Source organism: Streptomyces sp. NPDC058678 (assembly GCF_042714835.1).
Classification (GTDB): domain Bacteria; phylum Actinomycetota; class Actinomycetes; order Streptomycetales; family Streptomycetaceae; genus Streptomyces.
In genome coordinates this window covers 24,853-42,381 of the sequence record NZ_JBHXSG010000060.1, presented here as the reverse complement: position 1 = coordinate 42,381, position 17,529 = coordinate 24,853, and the positions used below count along the sequence as shown (strand labels likewise).

The 17,529-nt window shown below is 67.5% G+C and carries 13 protein-coding genes and 7 pseudogenes; 8 read left to right on the top strand and 12 right to left on the bottom strand.

Translation table 11 applies throughout. The annotated features are described in order from the left end of the window. Positions 1-418, bottom strand: a pseudogene (locus ACFWWR_RS37835) (hypothetical protein); the annotation flags it as partial. Positions 419-1,767: 1,349 nt separating this feature from the next. On the opposite strand from ACFWWR_RS37835, the gene ACFWWR_RS37830 reads away from it, so the two are divergent. Both ACFWWR_RS37830 and ACFWWR_RS37825 read left to right on the top strand, forming a co-directional pair. Further along, a complete protein-coding gene (locus ACFWWR_RS37830; RefSeq protein ID WP_384308198.1) occupies positions 1,768-2,616 on the top strand; it encodes an RNA polymerase sigma factor SigF in 849 nt (282 codons plus the stop codon). Positions 2,617-2,687: 71 nt separating this feature from the next. Further along, the gene (locus ACFWWR_RS37825) at positions 2,688-2,912 is read left to right on the top strand and encodes a hypothetical protein (protein ID WP_384308195.1); all 225 of its coding nucleotides are present in this window, start codon (positions 2,688-2,690) and stop codon (positions 2,910-2,912) included. A gap of 73 nt (positions 2,913-2,985) precedes the next feature. Here the strand turns inward: ACFWWR_RS37825 and ACFWWR_RS37820 are convergent, their stop codons facing one another. Further along, positions 2,986-4,368 carry a transposase gene (locus ACFWWR_RS37820; protein WP_384308192.1) on the bottom strand — a complete coding sequence of 461 codons (1,383 nt, stop codon included), beginning with the start codon at positions 4,366-4,368 and terminating at the stop codon, positions 2,986-2,988. 62 nt (positions 4,369-4,430) lie between these two features. Beyond that, a pseudogene (locus tag ACFWWR_RS37815) lies at positions 4,431-4,556 on the bottom strand (hypothetical protein); the annotation flags it as partial. A gap of 261 nt (positions 4,557-4,817) precedes the next feature. Between ACFWWR_RS37815 and ACFWWR_RS37810 the strand changes: the two are divergent. After that, positions 4,818-5,480, top strand: coding sequence for an HAD family hydrolase (locus ACFWWR_RS37810; protein WP_384308189.1), 663 nt, complete (start codon positions 4,818-4,820; stop codon positions 5,478-5,480). 457 nt (positions 5,481-5,937) lie between these two features. On the opposite strand, the gene ACFWWR_RS37805 is transcribed toward ACFWWR_RS37810, so the two are convergent. Beyond that, positions 5,938-6,273: a hypothetical protein gene (locus ACFWWR_RS37805; RefSeq protein WP_384308186.1), complete on the bottom strand. Its 336-nt coding sequence runs from the start codon at positions 6,271-6,273 to the stop codon at positions 5,938-5,940. 540 nt (positions 6,274-6,813) lie between these two features. Here ACFWWR_RS37805 and ACFWWR_RS37800 point away from each other — a divergent pair. After that, positions 6,814-7,017: pseudogene (locus ACFWWR_RS37800) on the top strand (IS5/IS1182 family transposase); the annotation flags it as partial. 27 nt (positions 7,018-7,044) lie between these two features. On the opposite strand, the pseudogene ACFWWR_RS37795 reads toward ACFWWR_RS37800, so the two are convergent. From ACFWWR_RS37795 to ACFWWR_RS37775, 5 genes and pseudogenes are all read right to left on the bottom strand, one after another. Continuing rightward, positions 7,045-7,413: pseudogene (locus ACFWWR_RS37795) on the bottom strand (DDE-type integrase/transposase/recombinase); the annotation flags it as partial. Between the two features lie 221 nt (positions 7,414-7,634). Beyond that, positions 7,635-7,727, bottom strand: a pseudogene (locus ACFWWR_RS37790) (hypothetical protein); the annotation flags it as partial. A 173-nt stretch (positions 7,728-7,900) separates the two neighbouring features. Continuing rightward, a complete protein-coding gene (locus tag ACFWWR_RS37785; RefSeq protein WP_384308183.1) occupies positions 7,901-8,188 on the bottom strand; it encodes a transposase in 288 nt (95 codons plus the stop codon). 139 nt (positions 8,189-8,327) lie between these two features. Beyond that, positions 8,328-8,537, bottom strand: a complete 210-nt coding sequence (locus ACFWWR_RS37780; RefSeq protein WP_384308181.1) for a M15 family metallopeptidase — start codon at positions 8,535-8,537, stop codon at positions 8,328-8,330. Further along, positions 8,453-9,106 carry a condensation domain-containing protein gene (locus tag ACFWWR_RS37775; protein WP_384308178.1) on the bottom strand — a complete coding sequence of 218 codons (654 nt, stop codon included), beginning with the start codon at positions 9,104-9,106 and terminating at the stop codon, positions 8,453-8,455. Before ACFWWR_RS37775 ends, ACFWWR_RS37780 begins: the two co-directional genes overlap by 85 nt. Before the next feature lie 433 nt (positions 9,107-9,539). Between ACFWWR_RS37775 and ACFWWR_RS37770 the strand changes: the two genes are divergently transcribed. From ACFWWR_RS37770 to ACFWWR_RS37760, 3 genes are all read left to right on the top strand, one after another. Next, positions 9,540-9,833, top strand: a complete 294-nt coding sequence (locus tag ACFWWR_RS37770) for a hypothetical protein (RefSeq protein WP_384308175.1) — start codon at positions 9,540-9,542, stop codon at positions 9,831-9,833. A 1,082-nt stretch (positions 9,834-10,915) separates the two neighbouring features. Beyond that, entirely contained in the window at positions 10,916-12,409 is a 1,494-nt protein-coding gene (locus ACFWWR_RS37765; protein WP_384308173.1) for an APC family permease, read from the top strand. 1 nt (position 12,410) lies between these two features. Then, positions 12,411-12,827, top strand: a complete 417-nt coding sequence (locus ACFWWR_RS37760) for a universal stress protein (RefSeq protein ID WP_384308170.1) — start codon at positions 12,411-12,413, stop codon at positions 12,825-12,827. 685 nt (positions 12,828-13,512) lie between these two features. Here the strand turns inward: ACFWWR_RS37760 and ACFWWR_RS37755 are convergent. From ACFWWR_RS37755 to ACFWWR_RS37745, 3 genes and pseudogenes are all read right to left on the bottom strand, one after another. Continuing rightward, positions 13,513-13,896: pseudogene (locus ACFWWR_RS37755) on the bottom strand (sensor histidine kinase); the annotation flags it as partial. Positions 13,897-14,838: 942 nt separating this feature from the next. Then, entirely contained in the window at positions 14,839-16,011 is a 1,173-nt protein-coding gene (locus ACFWWR_RS37750; RefSeq protein ID WP_384308167.1) for an MFS transporter, read from the bottom strand. Positions 16,012-16,488: 477 nt separating this feature from the next. Continuing rightward, the gene (locus ACFWWR_RS37745; RefSeq protein WP_383878191.1) at positions 16,489-16,794 is read right to left on the bottom strand and encodes a hypothetical protein; all 306 of its coding nucleotides are present in this window, start codon (positions 16,792-16,794) and stop codon (positions 16,489-16,491) included. 258 nt (positions 16,795-17,052) lie between these two features. Between ACFWWR_RS37745 and ACFWWR_RS37740 the strand changes: the two are divergent. Next, positions 17,053-17,382 (top strand): annotated as a pseudogene (locus ACFWWR_RS37740) (IS5/IS1182 family transposase); the annotation flags it as partial. Positions 17,383-17,529: the final 147 nt, after the last annotated feature.

Genomic DNA, 17,529 nt, shown 5'->3' with positions numbered 1-17,529 from the left:
CACCACCAGCGTCCTTGTACTCGTCCTTCTTGTACTCGTGGTCGTCCTGCTTGTCCCAGTCGTCACCACCGACCGTGGCGAACAGGCCACCACCGGTGCGCATACCGCCCTTCGGCTTGTCGTGCTCACCACCAGCGTCCTTGTACTCGTCCTTCTTGTACTCGTGGTCGTCCTGCTTGTCCCAGTCGTCACCACCGACCGTGGCGAACAGGCCACCACCGGTGTGCACGCCGCCCTTCGGCTTGTCGTGCTCACCACCAGCGTCCTTGTACTCGTCCTTCTTGTACTCGTGGTCGCTGCTGTAGGAGTGGTCGTCCTTGTCCCAGTCACCGGCGCTGGAGGCGTAGGCGCCAGGGGCTGCGATGGCGAGGGCCGCTGTGGCCGTGGCCGCGGCGAAGAGAGTGCGGGCAGAGGGCATGCGAGATTCCTTCCGTCGCAGCCTGCGTCAGCTGACGTGCTGTCGGCTGGTGAGAACCGCAGCGGCGACGTGGTTAACGTCAACCCAGATGTGCGCGCGCCACCACCCTGGCGGGTATCCGGGTGAAGGCATGTCAGGTAAATGGGTGAGGCACTCGGCTGCCCGTGTCACGCGGGCAGTCAACGGCGCTCATCCGGACCCTTTGGATCATTCGGCCGTGTCCCGCTGGCGCATGTCTGGGCTGCGGATCAGGCTGGATGGCGGGCTCACCGACTCGTCTGTCGCCTCGCAGGTAAGCCCTGGTGCCGCCGCTGTTAGCAGCGCGGCGGCGGCACCGAGTATGCCGACCGCACCAGCACTCTCGCCCAGAACGCGAGCAGCACGGTCGCCGAGCTACTCGCCCCGGCGGCGCGGTCATCCATGGACGGGCTGGTCGTTTTCCGCCGGGTGGGGCAGCCGGGAGACGCTGGACGTCACGTTGTGGGTCCGGAGCTGGTGGTGGAAATCGGAGGTCGACTCGCCCGCGATGCCTCCGGGCGGTGGCGCCGTCCCGCACGCTGGCACCGCGCACGCCCTGCCCCCCCCTCCCCCGCCGAGGTGCCCGGCCTGACGTCGCCGCCGCACTGACGGCGGCCCGACCCGGCGGAGGCGACGCTGCGCCGGGGCGCATGACATGCGCATTACCCCGTTCGGCCCCATCCTGAGAAGCGGCACCATCGGCTGCACAGGCCGACCATCCCCCGGGAGGTCCTGTGATCCTGCTCGCCCTGCTCGTGCCCGCCCTGATGATGGCGTGCCTCTTTGCCATAGACGCGCTCGAGGATCACCTCTTCCCCCGCCCCACAGCGGCAGATGACGGGGAGCTCCAGCCGCCGGCATACGAGCGTGCCCCCCTGTGACGGCGCCAGGCCCGGCTGATGCCGCTGGGGTGGAAGGCATGTCCCGCGTGCTGCTCGTGGTCAGGCAAGCGCGAGGGGCCTGGCCTGCTAGTGCGGGTGACGTCCGGCGACGTCCCCGCCAGGGTCGTCTGGCAGGGCGATGCGGGCACGTTGTTTCCCCCGTTCACGCGCCTGCGCGTACCCCGCACTATGTGGCACATGTCCATCGCCCTGGTCCGGCGCGCCTCCAAACGCCAACGGCAAGGTGAGGGGCACGACGAGAGGGCACGGTACGCACCACGAAGGACACCGGTCGTGCCACTCCTTGGAGGGCGACCGGGACCGTGATGCGCTTGCCGACCTGCTCGCCCCGGCGGAAGGAGGTAGGCATGAAGGCGAGGAGAAGGGGTAGACGCGCCAGCGGCGAGTTGAAGCGGGCCGGTGTCGGCTTGGCCGGCAGGGGAGGGACACATGGTTACGGATACGGCAGCGGCGACGGCGGATGCGAAGTGCGCTGCACTGCCGGAGGTGGCCGACCCGTCGAAGGTCGCTCCGAAGGACGCGCGTGAGCTCACCCGCCTGTTCTTCCAGCAGCTGGACCTGCTGGAGGAGGGCACGCCGGAGTACCAGTACGCGCGCAACACGCTGATCGAGATGAACATCTCCCTGGTCCGCTACGCGGCCTCCCGTTTCCGCAGCCGGGACCCGGAGGAGATGGAGGACATCGTCCAGGTCGGGGTGATCGGCCTGATCAAGGCCATCGACCGGTTCGAGCTCTCCCGCGAGGTGGAATTCACCTCCTTCTCGATCCCCTACATCGTGGGTGAGATCAAGCGGTTCTTCCGTGACACCACGTGGGCCGTGCACGTGCCGCGCCGTCTGCAGGAGGCCCGCGTCCAGCTGGCGCGCGCCACCGAGGAGCTGAGCAGCCGCCTGGGCCGCACGCCGACGGTGGCGGAGCTGGCCCAGCTGATGAACCTCGAGGAAAAGGAGGTCATCGAGGCGCGTCTGGCCTCCAACGGCTACCGCTCCTCCTCCCTGGACGCCGCCATCGGCAACAGCGAGGACGGTGAAACCGCCCTGGCCGACTTCATCGGCAACGACGACGGCGCGCTGGAACTGGTCGAGGACTTCCACGCGCTCGCCCCGATGATCGCCGACCTCGACGAGCGCTCGCGCAGGATCCTGCACTGGAGGTTCGTCGAAGAAGCGACCCAGGCCCAGATCGGTGAACGGCTCGGCGTATCCCAGATGCACGTCTCCCGACTGCTGTCACGCACCCTGGCGCGACTCCGCGAGGGCATGCTCACCACCCACTGACACCGCCACCTCGCGGCCGTGGCCGTGGCCGTGGTTCGCCGCACGACCCTGGCGGGAGGACGCTGGGAGGCATGAGCAGCGCGCCGATCGTCGTACACCGCCCGTCCCGCACCGGTGGCCGTGGTGTCACCGTGCACTCGCACAGCCGGGACGAGATCCTCGGCACCGCTTACAGCGATCACGACCTGGTGGTGTTCCTCGAAGCCGCGGGCATAGACGATCCCGAGGGTGTGCTGGATGATCCGCGGTGGGTGGAATGGCGCGGAGGCGGCCCACACGAGTGGAGCGCGCCTTGAGCTTGACTCTGTCAGGGATCTTGGATGGTCGGGCTCAGCTCCCGAGGGTTCGCCAGGACTTTGACCGGGGGATCTAGTTCTGGTCGAGGAAGGTCTGGAAGGCGGTCGGCGGTCTCGGCGGAGAGGGTTCCTCGGTCGCTGACCGGCCGCTGAGTCGTTCGATGTTGACGGCGATGGCCGTGAGTACGTGTTGCAGGTGGGTTTTCGGCTGTCCTCGGTAGCGGCAGTTGCGCATTCCGTGTCCGTGGGCGAACTCGTTGATGGTGCCCTCGACTCCGGAGCGGACCGCGTAGCGGGTCTTCCAGTCGGGTGTCTGCTGCTCGGCGCGGACGCTGAGTTGCAGGTCGCGGAGTTCTCGTGGGGGCAAGCCCACGGTCCGGGCGCTGTCGGCGGTGGTGGTGCAGCGGGTGCGGGCCGGGCAGGGGCGGCACTGGCTCTTGGTGAACCGGGCCACGATCAGCGGGGCGGCGGTGGGCGAGGAGGTCGGGTAGGGGCTGTGCCAGCCCGCGCTGACCTGGCCCTGGGGGCAGGTGACCTGGCGGCGGTCGAAGTCGATGTGGAAGTCGTCCCGGTCGAAGCCCTCGTTCCTGCGGTGCTGGCGGGTGGGGTTGCCCGGCAGCGGGCCGCTGACGGTGATCTGGTGTTCGCGCTGGGCTCGTTCCAGGTGGACCAGGGAGGTGTAGCCGCCGTCGACCAGGTGCTCGGCGGGCAGCAGCCCGCGACGCGCCAGGCGGGTGTGGATACCGGGCAGGGCCTGCCCGTCGTTCGTGGCGGCCGACGTGGTGGCCACGTCCGTGATCACGTTGACGCTGTCGGAGGCACACGTCTCGGTGACATGCGCGGCGAACCCCTTCCAGCTGATGATGTGCCCGTGCCGGACGTAACGCGCCGTGGTGTCGTAAGGAGAGACGACCGTCGACGAGGAGGGCGGCAGGCCGCCGTCGTCGGCGGTGCGCCACCGTAGGCGGCCTGCCGAATCGCGGTAGTAGTTCTGCACGACGATCTGCCGCAGCGCCTCGGCCTGCGGGCCCGGCCGGTAATCCGGCCCGTGCCGGCGGAGGCGTTCCAGCAGGCGGTGCGCGTCGTCGCCGGCGGCGAGGATCCTGGTCTTGGGACGGGTGGGGTTCTTGCCCAGACGGACCGGACGGCCGTAGCGGCGCCCCCAGTCCTCATCGACCAGGCTGGTCAACAGGTGCGAAGCGGTGCGGGCCACTTCTTCCAGGGCGACGCGGACGGCCTCGGTGACCAGTTCCAGCCGGGTCAGGTCGCGCACCGCGGCCAGGACATGGGTGGAGTCGGTGCGCTGCGTGGTGCGTTCGCGCACGAGACCGGCCTTCTTGAGACGGGCCAGCGCGAGGTCGAGGAGGCGGTCGGCGCGGTCGCCCTCGGCGACACGGTCGCGGAAGTCGGCCAGCAGACTGTGGTGGAAGCCGGGATCGTCGAGCTCCAGGGCCATGGCGTACTTGAAGTCATGCGGCAGCGGACAGCTTCCGCGGCCTGACGGTCCGACAGGCCGAGCAGGAACTGCAGCACGCAGACAGTGGCCAGCTGGGCGGGCGACAGGCCCGGACGACCGTCACGCGGGTACCAGTCGGCGAAGTCCTCGTCGCACCACAGCCCGTCGAGGCGGTCTCTCACCCACATCGCCGTCGTACCGCCCGGGTTGCTCGACCATGCGATCCGCGCGGTCAGAGACGGGACTTGCTCACCGGAACGGGGACGGAGCGACAACGGACACCTCGACAACTGCATCGGCCTGCAAAACAGCCACGAGCATGCCCGCTGATCACGCAGGCGCACCGGCAAACTCCAAGATCCCCGACAGAGTCAAGCTAGGGCCTGTATCGGAAGTACGCGGGGCACCCCGGATCTGGGGGTCTCACGTGGCGGTGACATCCTTGGTCAGTGTTCTCATCCGATCATGTGGGCGCTGTGTTCTTCGATGTCGATGGCACCCTCGTCCCAGGCACGAGTTCGTCAGTCTTTCTGGCTGGCTTCCTTGGCCATCGGGACGAGTTGGCCAAGGCCGAGGACGCCTACGCCTCCGGTGACCTGGACAATCGACAAGTCTCCGAGCTGGATGCCAAGGGCTGGGCGGGTGTGTCCGAAGAACAAGTCTCTGGCTGGCTCGATGGGCTTCCCTTGGCCTCGGGCGTCACGGAGACCGTGGGCTGGTGCTGGCGGAACGGGTTGGTGCCCATGCTGGCGACTCTCGCCTGGTCGCCGGTCGGCAGTTACCTGACCGACCGCTTCGGCTTCCACGCGTTCAGCGGACCTCGGCTGGAGACCACCGGCAGCCGGTTCACGGGCCGCGTCGCTTGCCACTTCGATGAATACGACAAACGTGATTTCGCCCTCGCACAAGCCCGACAGCTGGGGTTGGCTCCCCGCTCGTGTGGGGCCATCGGAGACAGCCGCTCCGACCTGCCCTTGTTCGCTTCCGTAGCGCTGAGCGTGGCGTTCAATGCCTCGCCAGGAGCACGGGCGGCGGCGACCGTCATGGTGGATGGCGACGATCTGCGAGGCGTGCTCCCTGCCTTGAGCCGCTTGGTCACAGCCACTCGTTGATGGCCGCGACGAGGACGGTCGCCTCGTAGCGGACCGCGAGCTTGTCGTACCTCGTGGCCACGGCGCGGTGCCTTTGAGGCGATTGATGCCGCACTCGACCGCGTGCCGGGCCTTGTAATCCTCCGGGTCGAACTTCGGCGGCCGGCCGCCGCGGGAGCCGCGTCTCCTTCGGTTGCGGGCCTGGTCGGCCTTCTCCGGGATGGTGCAGCGAATGCCACGTCTGAGCAGGTAGGCACTGTGGATCCGGTCGGCCTCACGCAGATACCGGGACAGACCGGAAGGCGGCACCACCGTATTGATCGGTGGCGCGCCTTCTGCCTGCGGCGGCCGGCGCTGCGGCCGTCACGCCACATCCAGCGCCGTCACGACCAGACAGGACGCACGCGTCCAGGTCCGCGAAACCGTCACCGCAGCAGCCTCGTGGCTTGGCTCCACGCCTGATCCAGCTGATAAACCGTCAGTCGGAGATCCGGCGTCTTCTCCAGATCAGAATCACCTCGCCCACGATCGCAAGGATCAACAGCACGAAGCAGCATCCGAAACCGAGCAGCCCGGCCGCGAACAGGTAGAGCGAACGCGGATCCATGCACGCCCAGGTGGACGAGCAACTGACGGTCCGCGGGTCCGCCGGCGGCCCCATCGCATGCCAGCCGATGACGACGCAGAGCACGGAGACGACGGCCGCGGCAGACAGCAGGATCCACCGGACCTGTCGGGCTCCCCACCACGACAGGATCCATCCCACGACGATCACCGCCGGCAGGATGAACACGTAACCGGGGACTATGTCCACTCTGAATCGCTCCGCGAAATCGAGGTCCGGCCGGTCTGCCGCTGGGTGATGTGGTCGCCCATGTTGATCAAGCCTACCGTCGGGTGCTTGACGGTCGGCAGGTCACCTGTCGGCTTCCGAGTCTTCACCTCAAGTCCCAGGTCGAGCCGGTCGCCGGACTTGAGCGTCACTCGCGTGATCTAGCGGGTTTCGAACAACGACGCGGTCCGGGTGTCCGAGAGGAGCCGCGCCCCCGCGTCGTGCACCTTGTTGTCGAGCCGGGCGCCGACGATCCTGACGTCGGAAACCGCTGGGGGTCCAGCGCGACGGAGAAGGAGGCGGCCACGGGGGCCGCGCCCGGTCCGAAACGGCGCCCTGAAAGCGGCGGCCGCCGTCGCCGCCCGCGCCTACGCCGTCAACCACCAGCCCGAGCAGGCCCGCGCCGCACTCACGGCCGCCGACGCCCTCATAAACCGGCTCCCCGAGAGCGAACGGTCGGACATGTGGCTGACCTACTCCGAGCAGAAGCACCACGTGCACCTCAGCCACGCCTACACCACGGACGAGGGACTCGGACGCTCCCAGGGCGGCCTGACCTGCAAGATCCACCTGGCCGGTGAAGGCGGACGCCGCCCGCTGGCGCTGCTGATCACGCCGGGCCAGTGGGGCGACGCCCCGCAGCTCATCCCGGTCATGGAACGCATCCGTGTCCACCGCCCGGGTGGCGGGCATCCGCGCACCCGGCCCAGCCAGTTCCTCGGTGAGGCTGGCCTGGTAGCTGTGTTCGTAGTCGATCGGGCTCTTGAAGCCGCACACGCTGTGTAGCCGACGGCTGTTGTAGAAGTCGGTGATCCAGGTGGCGATCCGGATCCGGGCCTCGGTGCGTGTGGCGAAGGTGTGCCAGTGGACGTACTCGACCTTCAGCACGCTGTTGAACGCCTCGCTGACGGCATTGTCGAAGCACGAGCCGACCCGGCCCATGGACTGGAAGACGCCCAGCCGGCGACAGGCCCGGCGGAACCTCCGTGAGCCGTACTCGCTGCCGCGGTCCGTGTGGAAAATGACACCGTGCACGTCGCCGCCGCGGGTCGCCGCGGCCATGTGCAGGGCGGCGACCACCAGTTCGGCATCGTGACGGGCACCCATCGCATATCCGAGCAGGCGGCGGGAGACAGGTCGATGACCGTGGCCAGGTAGAGCTTGCCCTCACCGGTTTCGATCTCCGTCATGTCCCCGCACCAGACCAGGTCGGGCGCCTCGGCGGTGAAGTCGCGGCGCACGAAGTCCGGGGCGGCCGGCCGCTTCCCCGGCCGGGTCAGCCCCCGCCGTCTGCACACCTTCCGCGCGACCAAGCCGAGCTCGGCCATGATCTTCGCGATGGTGTTCACCGAGACCCGCCAGCCCTGCCGCACCAGCCTGATCCAGATCTTCGGCGAGCCGTAGGTGCCGCCGGAGTCGTCGAACTCTCCCTTCACTGCTTCGGTCAGCTGCTGTCTGCGCAGCTCACGCCGGGTGGGCTGGCGGGTGCGGTGCTTGTAGAACCACGCCTCGCTCACGCCCAGAGCGCGGCAGGAGACGCGGTGCGAAATGCCGTGCTCGGTCCTGAAGTCGCTGATCACCCCGACGACGGACGCCGGGTCCGCCACGGCTACTTCACCCACAGGACCATGCAGCGTTTGAGGACATCACGCTCCATGACCAGTTCCTTGTTGTCCCGCTTGAGCTGGGCGTTCTCCCGCCGTAGACGCTCCAGCTCGTCACTCCCGCCGGCCGGTGCGGTCCCTGCCCGACGGGCGCGGGAGACCCAGCTCGCCAGGGTGGTCTCGTTGATCCCCAGGTCCTCGGCGACCTCGGCGATCGACTTACCGGTCTCCGTGACGATCCGTACAGCCCCCTCACGGAACTCCGGATCGAACTTCCGTCGCTTCTCCGCCATGACTCCCAATTTCCCCTGCAGTCACGGTCTTCACGCTACGAGGGGAGGGACACTTCATTGTGTTAGCCGCTTTTAGACTGGCCCCAATTGCCAATGATCACTACCGCAGGGGGTGGATCAGGACAGCTTGACTCGGAATTCAGATCCCATCCGGATGTGTTGGTCCATAGACGGCGTGATCAACCCCTGAAACCAGCGCCCAGTACTGGTCCCCGAAAGACCAATGCCACCACTCAGTCGGATAGTTCACCATACCGACTGCAGTCAGGGCACTGCGGAGTATAATGCCCGACCTTTGCTGGTGGGAGGGAGGAGCCCCAGGATGTCGTCGAATTCGAGGTCCATACATTCCAAGCCCGAGAGCACGCCTGAGTGTCCGACGGGGATGACCTCATCGAACGGCCTGCCTTCTGGAAGCTTGATCCGCATGGGGAGCATCGAGACGAAATTCCCGACAGTCTGGGCGAGCGGCAGGCCCATCCTCCGGTTCACGGGGACTCCGAAAACCACGTCCGAGGAGCCGGTGCAGGTCCGGATCGTGCGAGCGTAGGCAGTCGCGAGCAGCGTGAAGTAGGAGATGCCGAATTCCATTGCGCGCTGACGGAGTTGCAGGCCGTTGGGTATGTCAGCTCGGAGTGCCCGAGCGTCTGCGCTGCGGGGCCTGTTCGTGTCGCCAGCTTCGTCCAGGAGGAGATCAGGCAGTTCGGACAGGTAGAACGCGGCCTTGGAACGTTGCCGTTTGAAGTCGGGGAGAGTCCGCGTCGTGTTGAGCGTTTCGAAAGCGGTTTGAAGCGGCACGGGCTTGACCAGTGGCGGAGTCTGCATGCCAATGTGGCTTCGATAGAGCTGTCCCAGATCCTCGGCGATAACCGACTCCGAGTAGCCGTCAAAGGCAGCGTGGTGTGCGACGAACCCCACCAATGAAGCCGGGTTCGGGTGATCCTGCTGGCGTTACAACGGGCATCGACAGCCGCTGACAGCACTTCTACGTCGACCGCGACGCGAACGGCACCGTCACGCACTGCTCTCCCAGCGGGGACGACGGCAGACGACCTGCAAACGGCCGCGCGTGTGATCGAAATGCTGCTCATCAGCGACCACACTCGAATGAAGTCCGCTGCCACCCCTTACGACAGCACACGCGCACAGCAGTTTCGACTATTGCCCGTCTCGCACCCTGAAGACTGGGGGGCGCCTCGGATGTGCTCAACCCACCAGCCGAAGAAGACCCGCAGCCCCCGGCTGACACCGACTGATACCGACGGGCAACAGGCCCGCATGGGTTGTGCGTCAGATACGCAACGAGCCCGTCGCCGGGGCAGGTGCACGATCAGCCTGCGGGCATGGAAAGTTGACCGAGTTGGCTGGCACGCTCGTATCGGGGGCGTTCATCGCCGTCCTCGCGGCGTGGCTGACCAACCGCTGCCGCAACCGCCAGGAGCAGCAGACCGAGATCGGTGCCCTGCGCGTGCAGGCCGACGCGCTGCCGGTGGCGTTGGCGGTGGCGGAACTGCAGGGCGCGGCCGCCGCCACCGCCTGCTGTGGGAAGGCCCGGCTGAACGGGCACGGTCGTTCCTGCTGGCCCTACTCGCCCTCGCCGGAGGCACGGCCCGGGCCCGGATCGCTGGCGGCACGGACGGGCTGAGCGGCCTGGTCGGCCTCGGGCAGGCGGCGGAACTGCTGAGCTGGGGCCGACGGTCGACCAAGCAGACCGTGGCGCCGTACGGGAGCCGCTCGCCCGGGCCGCCGACGCGGCGGCCCCTCTGATGCGCTGCCCCGACCCGGCCATTGCCGCCGCCACCGAGCAGCTGCTGGGCGCCTGTGGGGACGTGGAGAACACCGCGCGCCTGGAGACGGCCCCCTGGAAGCGTTCGGGCAGGCCGTCCGAACGCACAGGGCCCGCGCCGCGATGCTGGCCCGCACCGACCTCCTCCGACAGGCGGGGTTGCGGGCTTCCCTGGAGCGTCGCGGTGGCCGAACTGCTATGCGTGTAGGGCCTGTTGAGCGACGCCGCCGACCGCCCGCGCGCCCTGAGGAGATGGCAGCTTTCGACGGTGATCAGTACGACGCCCTCGCGGGCCAAAGCTGCTCCGCCGTAAAGCGGTCACGGCCGGATCCCTCGACGAACCTTCCGCAGTGCACGAACATCGTGACCGGCCACAGCGGTCCTCCGGCCGCAAGCCCAGCGGGTGTATGACCTGGTCAGTGACGTGTCCGCGATCAGTCGCTGGAGCCCCAACGCATACAACGTCACCTTCGATGCGCCGGGCCTCGGGTCGGCTTGGAAATGGGCGACTCGCTCCCAGGTTCGTACGAGCCGATTTCCGTCGCCGCCTTCACCCTCGTTCTCGGCGGCGCCGAAGACGGCAAGTGCAGTGGAGGATTCACCAAGGCACGCCGGCCCTGCCGACCAGGGCATACCGCTGACCAGGCCCAGGATGATCGCCCTCCATTGGGCGGGACGAGTCCGCCGCTTCCGCCGCTGCGGCCACACCGAACCGGCGGCGTCGAACGGGTGGCCGAACGGGTGATGGCGGTGGTGCGCCAGGTCACGCTCGACCCTTGGGCGTGGAAGTGGCACACGCCGGGCACCAACCTCCCGCCGCTGGCACCGACCCACCCTGCATGCTCACTTGGGTGACACATATATTCAGATCGATACCCATTGTGACGAAAGCCTGAAATCTCCATGTTGTATGGGTTCACTTACAACCGGAGCGAGGAGTCATGGCCAACGACACTGCAGACGCACGCCCACCTGATGGTCTGAAAGCCAATGCGATCGGTTTCGTCGACGCGCTCGTCATCGGGCTCAACTCGACTTCCCCGGCGTACTCGCTGGCGGCGGTCATCGGCCCGATCGTGGCGCTCGTTGGCATCTACGCTCCGGGCGTGATGGTCGCATCCTTCGTGCCGATGCTGTTGATCGCATCGGCGTTCTACTACCTCAACAAGGTGGACCAGGACTGTGGCACGACCTTCTCGTGGGTCACGCGCGCCATGGGACCGTGGGCCGGCTGGCTGGGCGGATGGGCCATCGCGATGACCGGAGTCCTCGTCATCGGGTCGCTGGCTGACGTCGCCGTGAGCTTTGCCCTGCTCGCCTTCGGCCTCGACAGCTGGGCCGACAACACCTTCGTACGCCAACTCCTCGCGGTTCTCCTCATCCTCGTGATGACGGCCATCTGCGTCATCGGCACCGAGATGTCGGCAAAGATCCAGAACCTCCTCATCCTCGCGCAGGTCGGCTGCCTCCTGACCTTCGTGGTCGTGGCGCTCTACCGCGTGTACGCGGGCACCAGCACAATCGATTCCGTCAAACCGTCCATCAAGTGGCTGGACCCCTTCGGGGCAGGAGGCGCGTCGCTGACGGGAGCCCTGCTGCTGGGCGTGTTCATCTACTGGGGCTGGGAGTCAGCAGTCAACCTCACCGAGGAGGTCGAAAACTCCGCCACCGCTCCCGGCAAGGCGGGCGTCTGGTCGACGGTCGTGCTGTTGCTGACCTACGTCTCGACCGGCTTCGCGGTCGTGGCCTACGCCGGGACCGCCTTCCTGACCGAAAACGCCGAGGAGGAGGAATTCATCTTCGCTCTGCTCGCCGGCGAGGTGATGGGGGACTGGGACTGGGTCGTCCTGCTGGCCGTCTCGACGTCCGCGCTGGCCTCGACGCAGACGACAATCATCCCGGCGTCGCGCACGGCGCTGTCCATGGCACGCCGACACGCGTTGCCCGCGCATTTCGCGCACGTCCACACCCGCTTCCGCACACCGGATGTCAGCACATGGTGGGTCGCCGGCATCGCCGTCGCCTGGTACCTCGTCGTCAACCAGATCAGCACCAACGCCCTCTTCGACTCACTCACCGCACTGTCATTGCTGATCGCGTTCTACTACGCGCTCACAGGCGTCGCCTGCGCGATCTACTACCGCCGCCACCTGACACAGAGCGTCCACTACTTCGTACTCGTCGGGCTGGGCCCGCTGGTCGGCGCCGGACTGCTGGCGTGGCTCCTGGTGGAGTCGGTCTCCGACATGTCCGACCCCGCGAACTCCTACAGCGGCGTCTCGTGGTTCGGCCTCGGCCCGCCGCTCGTCATCGGTATCGGCATCACGGTCACCGGTGCCGTTCTCATGATCGCGTGGCGGCTGAGGTCACCCGTCTTCTGGTCCGAACGCCCGGGCGTGGCCGATCCCGAGCTTGTCCACGGCAAGGAGTCCTAAGATGACGGTCGTCCTCGGATACGACGAGTCGCCGGGCGCGGTACGAGCATTGCGTGCAGCGATCGAGGTGTCGACCGCATTCGGCGAGCCCCTTGTTCTCGTCTACGGCGCCGCCGCCCCAGGTGCCGTGGGCGAGGAGTACAGGGCTCACCGCGAGGCCATCCACCAAGCCGGACGCATCGCGCTCGATCACGCCGTCACGGCGGCAGACGAGGCCGGCGTCCCGACAACGGTCGAAATCCTCGACCAAAGGCCGGCACAGGCGCTGATCGACGCCGCGTCACGCCATGGGGCGAGATTCATCGTGGTGGGTACATGGGGCGAGAGCCCGATGCGCGGAGCCCTGCTCGGCTCGACTCCCCACAAGCTTCTGCACCTCTCGAGCATCCCGGTCCTCTGCGTGCCGACCGAACAATGAGCCATCCGAGCATCACCCCTCCATACCTCACGGTGCGATCCCGCTGACAGCCGGCGGATCTACGCGCCAAGTCGGCATGGACATCACCCAGAGCCAGCCCCATTGACCGTCGCCCCGATTACCGGCGCCGGACATCACCGTCGAGGACACCAGCCTGCGTGGGGTGCCGCACAGAGCGGACGTGATGCCGGTCAAGGCGGCGTCAGGTCCAGCGTCCCACTGATGAGGGCGGCCTCCCCGCCATTCCATATGACTGGGATCGTCGAGCAGGTCGTCCCGTCCGGGTCGGACAGTCCGGCGGCCTCAAGGAACAACCAGGTCGTGGTCGGAGTAAGCCACGCCCAGAATCTCGTCCCGGCCGCCTCGGTTCACGCTCACCCTCCGACCGCCACTTTCAGACGGCCGACGCACAACGATCAAGGCGCTTTCCACAACATCCAGCGTGCCCCTTCTCCCCAGGTCGGCGCAGCCCGGTATACCGGGCCGATCTCTGGACTCGGCGGGGCCTACCGGGCGGCAGTCAACGGCTTCGCGCCACGCCGCGCCGCCGTTGTACGGGCGGAGGCGGCGAGAAGCTGTCCTCCTCCTCTTCCAACGGCGAGAGTTCGATGGTGAAGCGCGGCTGGAGAAACAAATCGTGGTACTGCGGCGCGGGGCGCCGCGTTGCTGGCGCGTCGATGACGGATCATTGTCGAGTCGGTTGGACGCCGGGCGCGACCGGCAGGCTGAGGACCATGGTGAGCCCGCCGCCCGGGGTGTCCTCGGCATCGAGGGTGCCGCCCATGGCCTCGGCGAAGCCCCGCGCCACCGCGAGACCCAGTCCGACTCCGGCGCCGCAGGGCGGGTCCCCGTAGCGATGGAACGGTTCGAAGATGAGCCTCTTGGCCTCGTCCGGGACGCCCGGGCCCCGGTCGACCACGCGCACATCGACCCGGTCGGCGAGGGAACTGGCGGACACCAGCACGCGCTCGCCCGGCGGGCCGTACTCCACGGCGTTCTCCACCAAGTTGGCCACGGACCGTTCAAGGAGCCCCGCGTCGACCGCCACCATTGGCAGCGTCTCGGGGATCACCACCAACCACCTGCGATGGGGCACTGAGATTCGTCGCGCGATGTCGCTGGCGCCAGTCCTTGGAGCTGCGGCGATGTGCGAGTCACAGGCGACTTCACTCGAGATCATCGGTAGCCGCGCGGTCGGGCTCTCGTTTGCTGTCTCCTGCGCTGTCGCCGTCTAAACTGACGCATCCACCATGGGACTTCACTGCCCACCATTCTGGTTGCCGTCGGGACGGGCCGTTGCCTGTCGGCGTCGGCACCTGTCAGGCAGGTTCGCTTCTGGCGAGCCGTGGCGCACCGGAGTCTTGGCGGCGGGGCCGCCGTTTCACGGCCCGCCTGGTCATGGCATCTGCATTCGCTGCTGCACACGCCGATCGCGAGCGATGTCAGCTGCGTGCGGTGATCCGCCCACATCACCAGAAAACAGGACCCTGCTCATGACCAGTACTCCCCCGCCACCGATCATCGAGCCGGCCCCCTCCACCTTCGCCTGCTCCGGCAGCCTGGTCGGCCCCTGTGCCAGTGGTGCATGACCCCGGTCCAGGAGAACTGGGGCACAGCCGTCCGCTACACCAGCACCCGCCCGTAGGGCTGACCGCGACGCCCGGCTCAGATGCGCGGCACGGGCAGGACCGGTGCAGCACCCGGACGGCGGACCGCTGGCGGGGAAGGCATGGCGCGTGATGTGGACACTGCCGGAACCGATGCTCACCGCCCCCACGCCCGGGACGGAGCTGACGCCGGGGTGGGCCGCGGAGCCGAAGTGGGACGGGTTTAGGGCTCTGCTCTCCACCACACAAGCCGGATCGTGCTGCGCTCGAGGCGCGGCACCGAGATGGCGCCGGCATTCCCAGAAATCGTGGCCTGGCCGGGCAGTTGCCGACGCGACCCGCTGGACGGCGTTATGTGACCTGCACGGGTGTCTCAGGTGCGCGGTGTCTCAGACGGGCAGGGATCAGCGGGCGACTTCTTCGCCAGTCTGATCGCTTGTAGCTGCAGATGCCTGGAGCGGGGATGTAGAGGGCCGAAGTGCCCGGACTTGCGGAGACGCCAGGGCGGCAAGAGTGGCGAGTACGACGACAGTTGCGCAGCCGGCCAGAGCCGTGCCCGAACCGACACCTTGAGCAACAGGGCCAGCGGCGAGCAGACCAAGCGGGGCGAAGGCCAGGGATCCGAACGAGTCGTAGGAACTGACGCGCGAAAGTACCTGTTCTGGAATCTCGCGTTGCAAAGTGCTGACCCACAGCACGTTGAAGACATCGCTGGCCACACCTGCGCAGAAGGTGGCGGCGGCGATCAGCCAGACCCGTGCCGAGATACTCAGGAAGACCATGGGCAGAGCTGCCGGGAAAGTGGCGAGAACCGCGACCAGGATCGGTCGGTTGACCCGGACCCGCACAGCCAGTCCGGCGCCGGCCATGGCTCCCAGAGCTTGGGCAGCCACGATGATCGACCAAGACCTGGCCCCACCCAGATGCTGTTGGGCTTCCAACGGCCCGAGAACTCCGAGGGTCGCACTGAAGACGGCGACTACGGCCGTGCACTGGGCGACAACCACCCACAGCCACTGCCGTGAGGTGAACTCCTGCCAGCCCTCACGCAGGTCCGTCCACACGGATGACGTCTTGACCGGCCTTGCGGGCAACCGCAGTCGGCCCGTCAGCACTGCACTGACCACGAACGAGACGGCGTTAAGGACCAAGGCACAACCTGCACCGACCCACGCGACGACCACGCCCGACAGTGCGAGCCCGAGAAAGAGGCAAGTGTTCGTGCTCATCCGCAGGAGACCGTTGGCCTGCTGCAACCGGTTCGCGGGGACCACGAGCGGCACGACACCCTCCATAGCCGGAGCGAAAAGAGCGGTCGCCAGCCCCGCCATCACCGCAAGCGCGCACATGAGAGCCAAGGGTGCGTGACCGGTCAGGGTCATGGCCGCCAGGCCCGTATAGGCAAACGCTCCGACGCCATCGGCGATGACCATGAGGCGAGACCGTGACATCCGGTCAGCGATCACGCCGCCGAGCAAGATGAACACCAGCTGGGGCAGCGATTGGCAGGCGAGCACCAACGACAGCTTCCCGGGGCTAGCGCCGGGAAGTGCCAGCACAGAGAAGGCCAAGGCCACCCGAGCGAATCCATTGAGCCTTTCCCGGTAAGCGCCCGTCGCTCGCTGTGATGGCGAGGCTGGCGCTGCGATGCGTGTGGTCCGGGCGGCGTAATTCGGGGCCTCGGTCGGGGGTAGTGCATTGTCGACGCTCACTGGGAGGGCCCGTCCGACGGCCACACCCGCGCGGTGACCACCGACGGCGACACCGGGCCGGTGATAACAACCTCATCCCGCTCCGCCGCCGCACAGGTCGAGGTTGAACTCATGCCGCTGGTCGCGGCCTCGACCGTCGCAGTGCCCTTCGCGGACTGCGAGTCGATCACCCCCGCCGTCGACTCCGCATCCCGGCCATCTACTTCACGGGTCGCGCGGAGCCGGTCGAGCAACTCGCTGGTCAGCCTCTGCTTCCGCCAGCGGTGAAGAACCGGTGCACCGCTCTCCACGTCCAGTAATCCGCAAGCAGCGCAGGTCACTTCACGCCTGATCCCAGTTCCGTCACCTCTCCCTGAGTCGCAGCTGCCGGATCATGAGGACGAACAGGGCGATCGCCAGCGAAAGGCCCATGGCGTCGAAGACTTCGAGTGCCACGTAAGGCGCGCCGAGAAGTCGCGGAAGCTGACCGGACAGTAGACAGAGCCCGCTAAACAGTGGGTATATCCACCGGATGGGACCGCCGAAACGGTGTTTGGAAGCCGTGTTTGCCAGCTCCGCCTTGCCGCGGGACGTCAAGCGGAGGGCAAGGCCGAAGATCACGAATACCCCGCCGAGTCCGACAAGTAGCCAGTCCTGGACCTGCAGCATGGTGCCCCTTGTACGTCGAGACGTCTCTGCGTAGGCCGCAGCTGGGTGGGGAGCATACAGCGGCGGGCGGGGGGCTTTCCACGTTTCTGCAGGCCACACGGCGCGCTTGCTTGCGCATGAGCCTCTCCCGGTAGGCGCCCGTCATCGCTGTGATCGCAATGCTGGCGCTGCGGTCCGTGCGGCCCCCAAGTCCGGGCAGTCGTAGGGCCACTGGTAGGAACGATCTTGCGAAGGAAAGATCCGACCGAGGGGCCTCACGTGCCGATCAGTGTCACATACACGGCCGTGCTCGATGTGAAGCGGTCCACCGCCGAGCATCTGGCCGGCCTCCTGCGCGACCACCGGATCGCGGCCGGAACCCGCAAGGGCAGGCGTGCGCTGGGCTGCTTCCGTCAAGCGGTGTTCGTCCCGCGCTGGTTCATCGACGGCACCCGCATTTCCCAACTCGCCTGCGACAACAGCGTGTCGGCCTCCACCGCCTACCGCTACCTCCACGAGGGGCTGACCGTCCTGGCTGCCGGGGCGCCTGACCTCGCGACCACGTTAGAACGCGCGAAGGCGGCCGGGCTGACGCATCTGAACCTCGATCGGCGCGCACGCCCACGACGAGGACGGACCGGCCCAGACCATCCGCCTCCGGCCGGACCTGCTGTGCTGACACACCATCCGTCCGGCCAGACCCCACGGCACCATCCGGTGCCGTCCATCACCAACCACCTTGAGGGATGACACGAG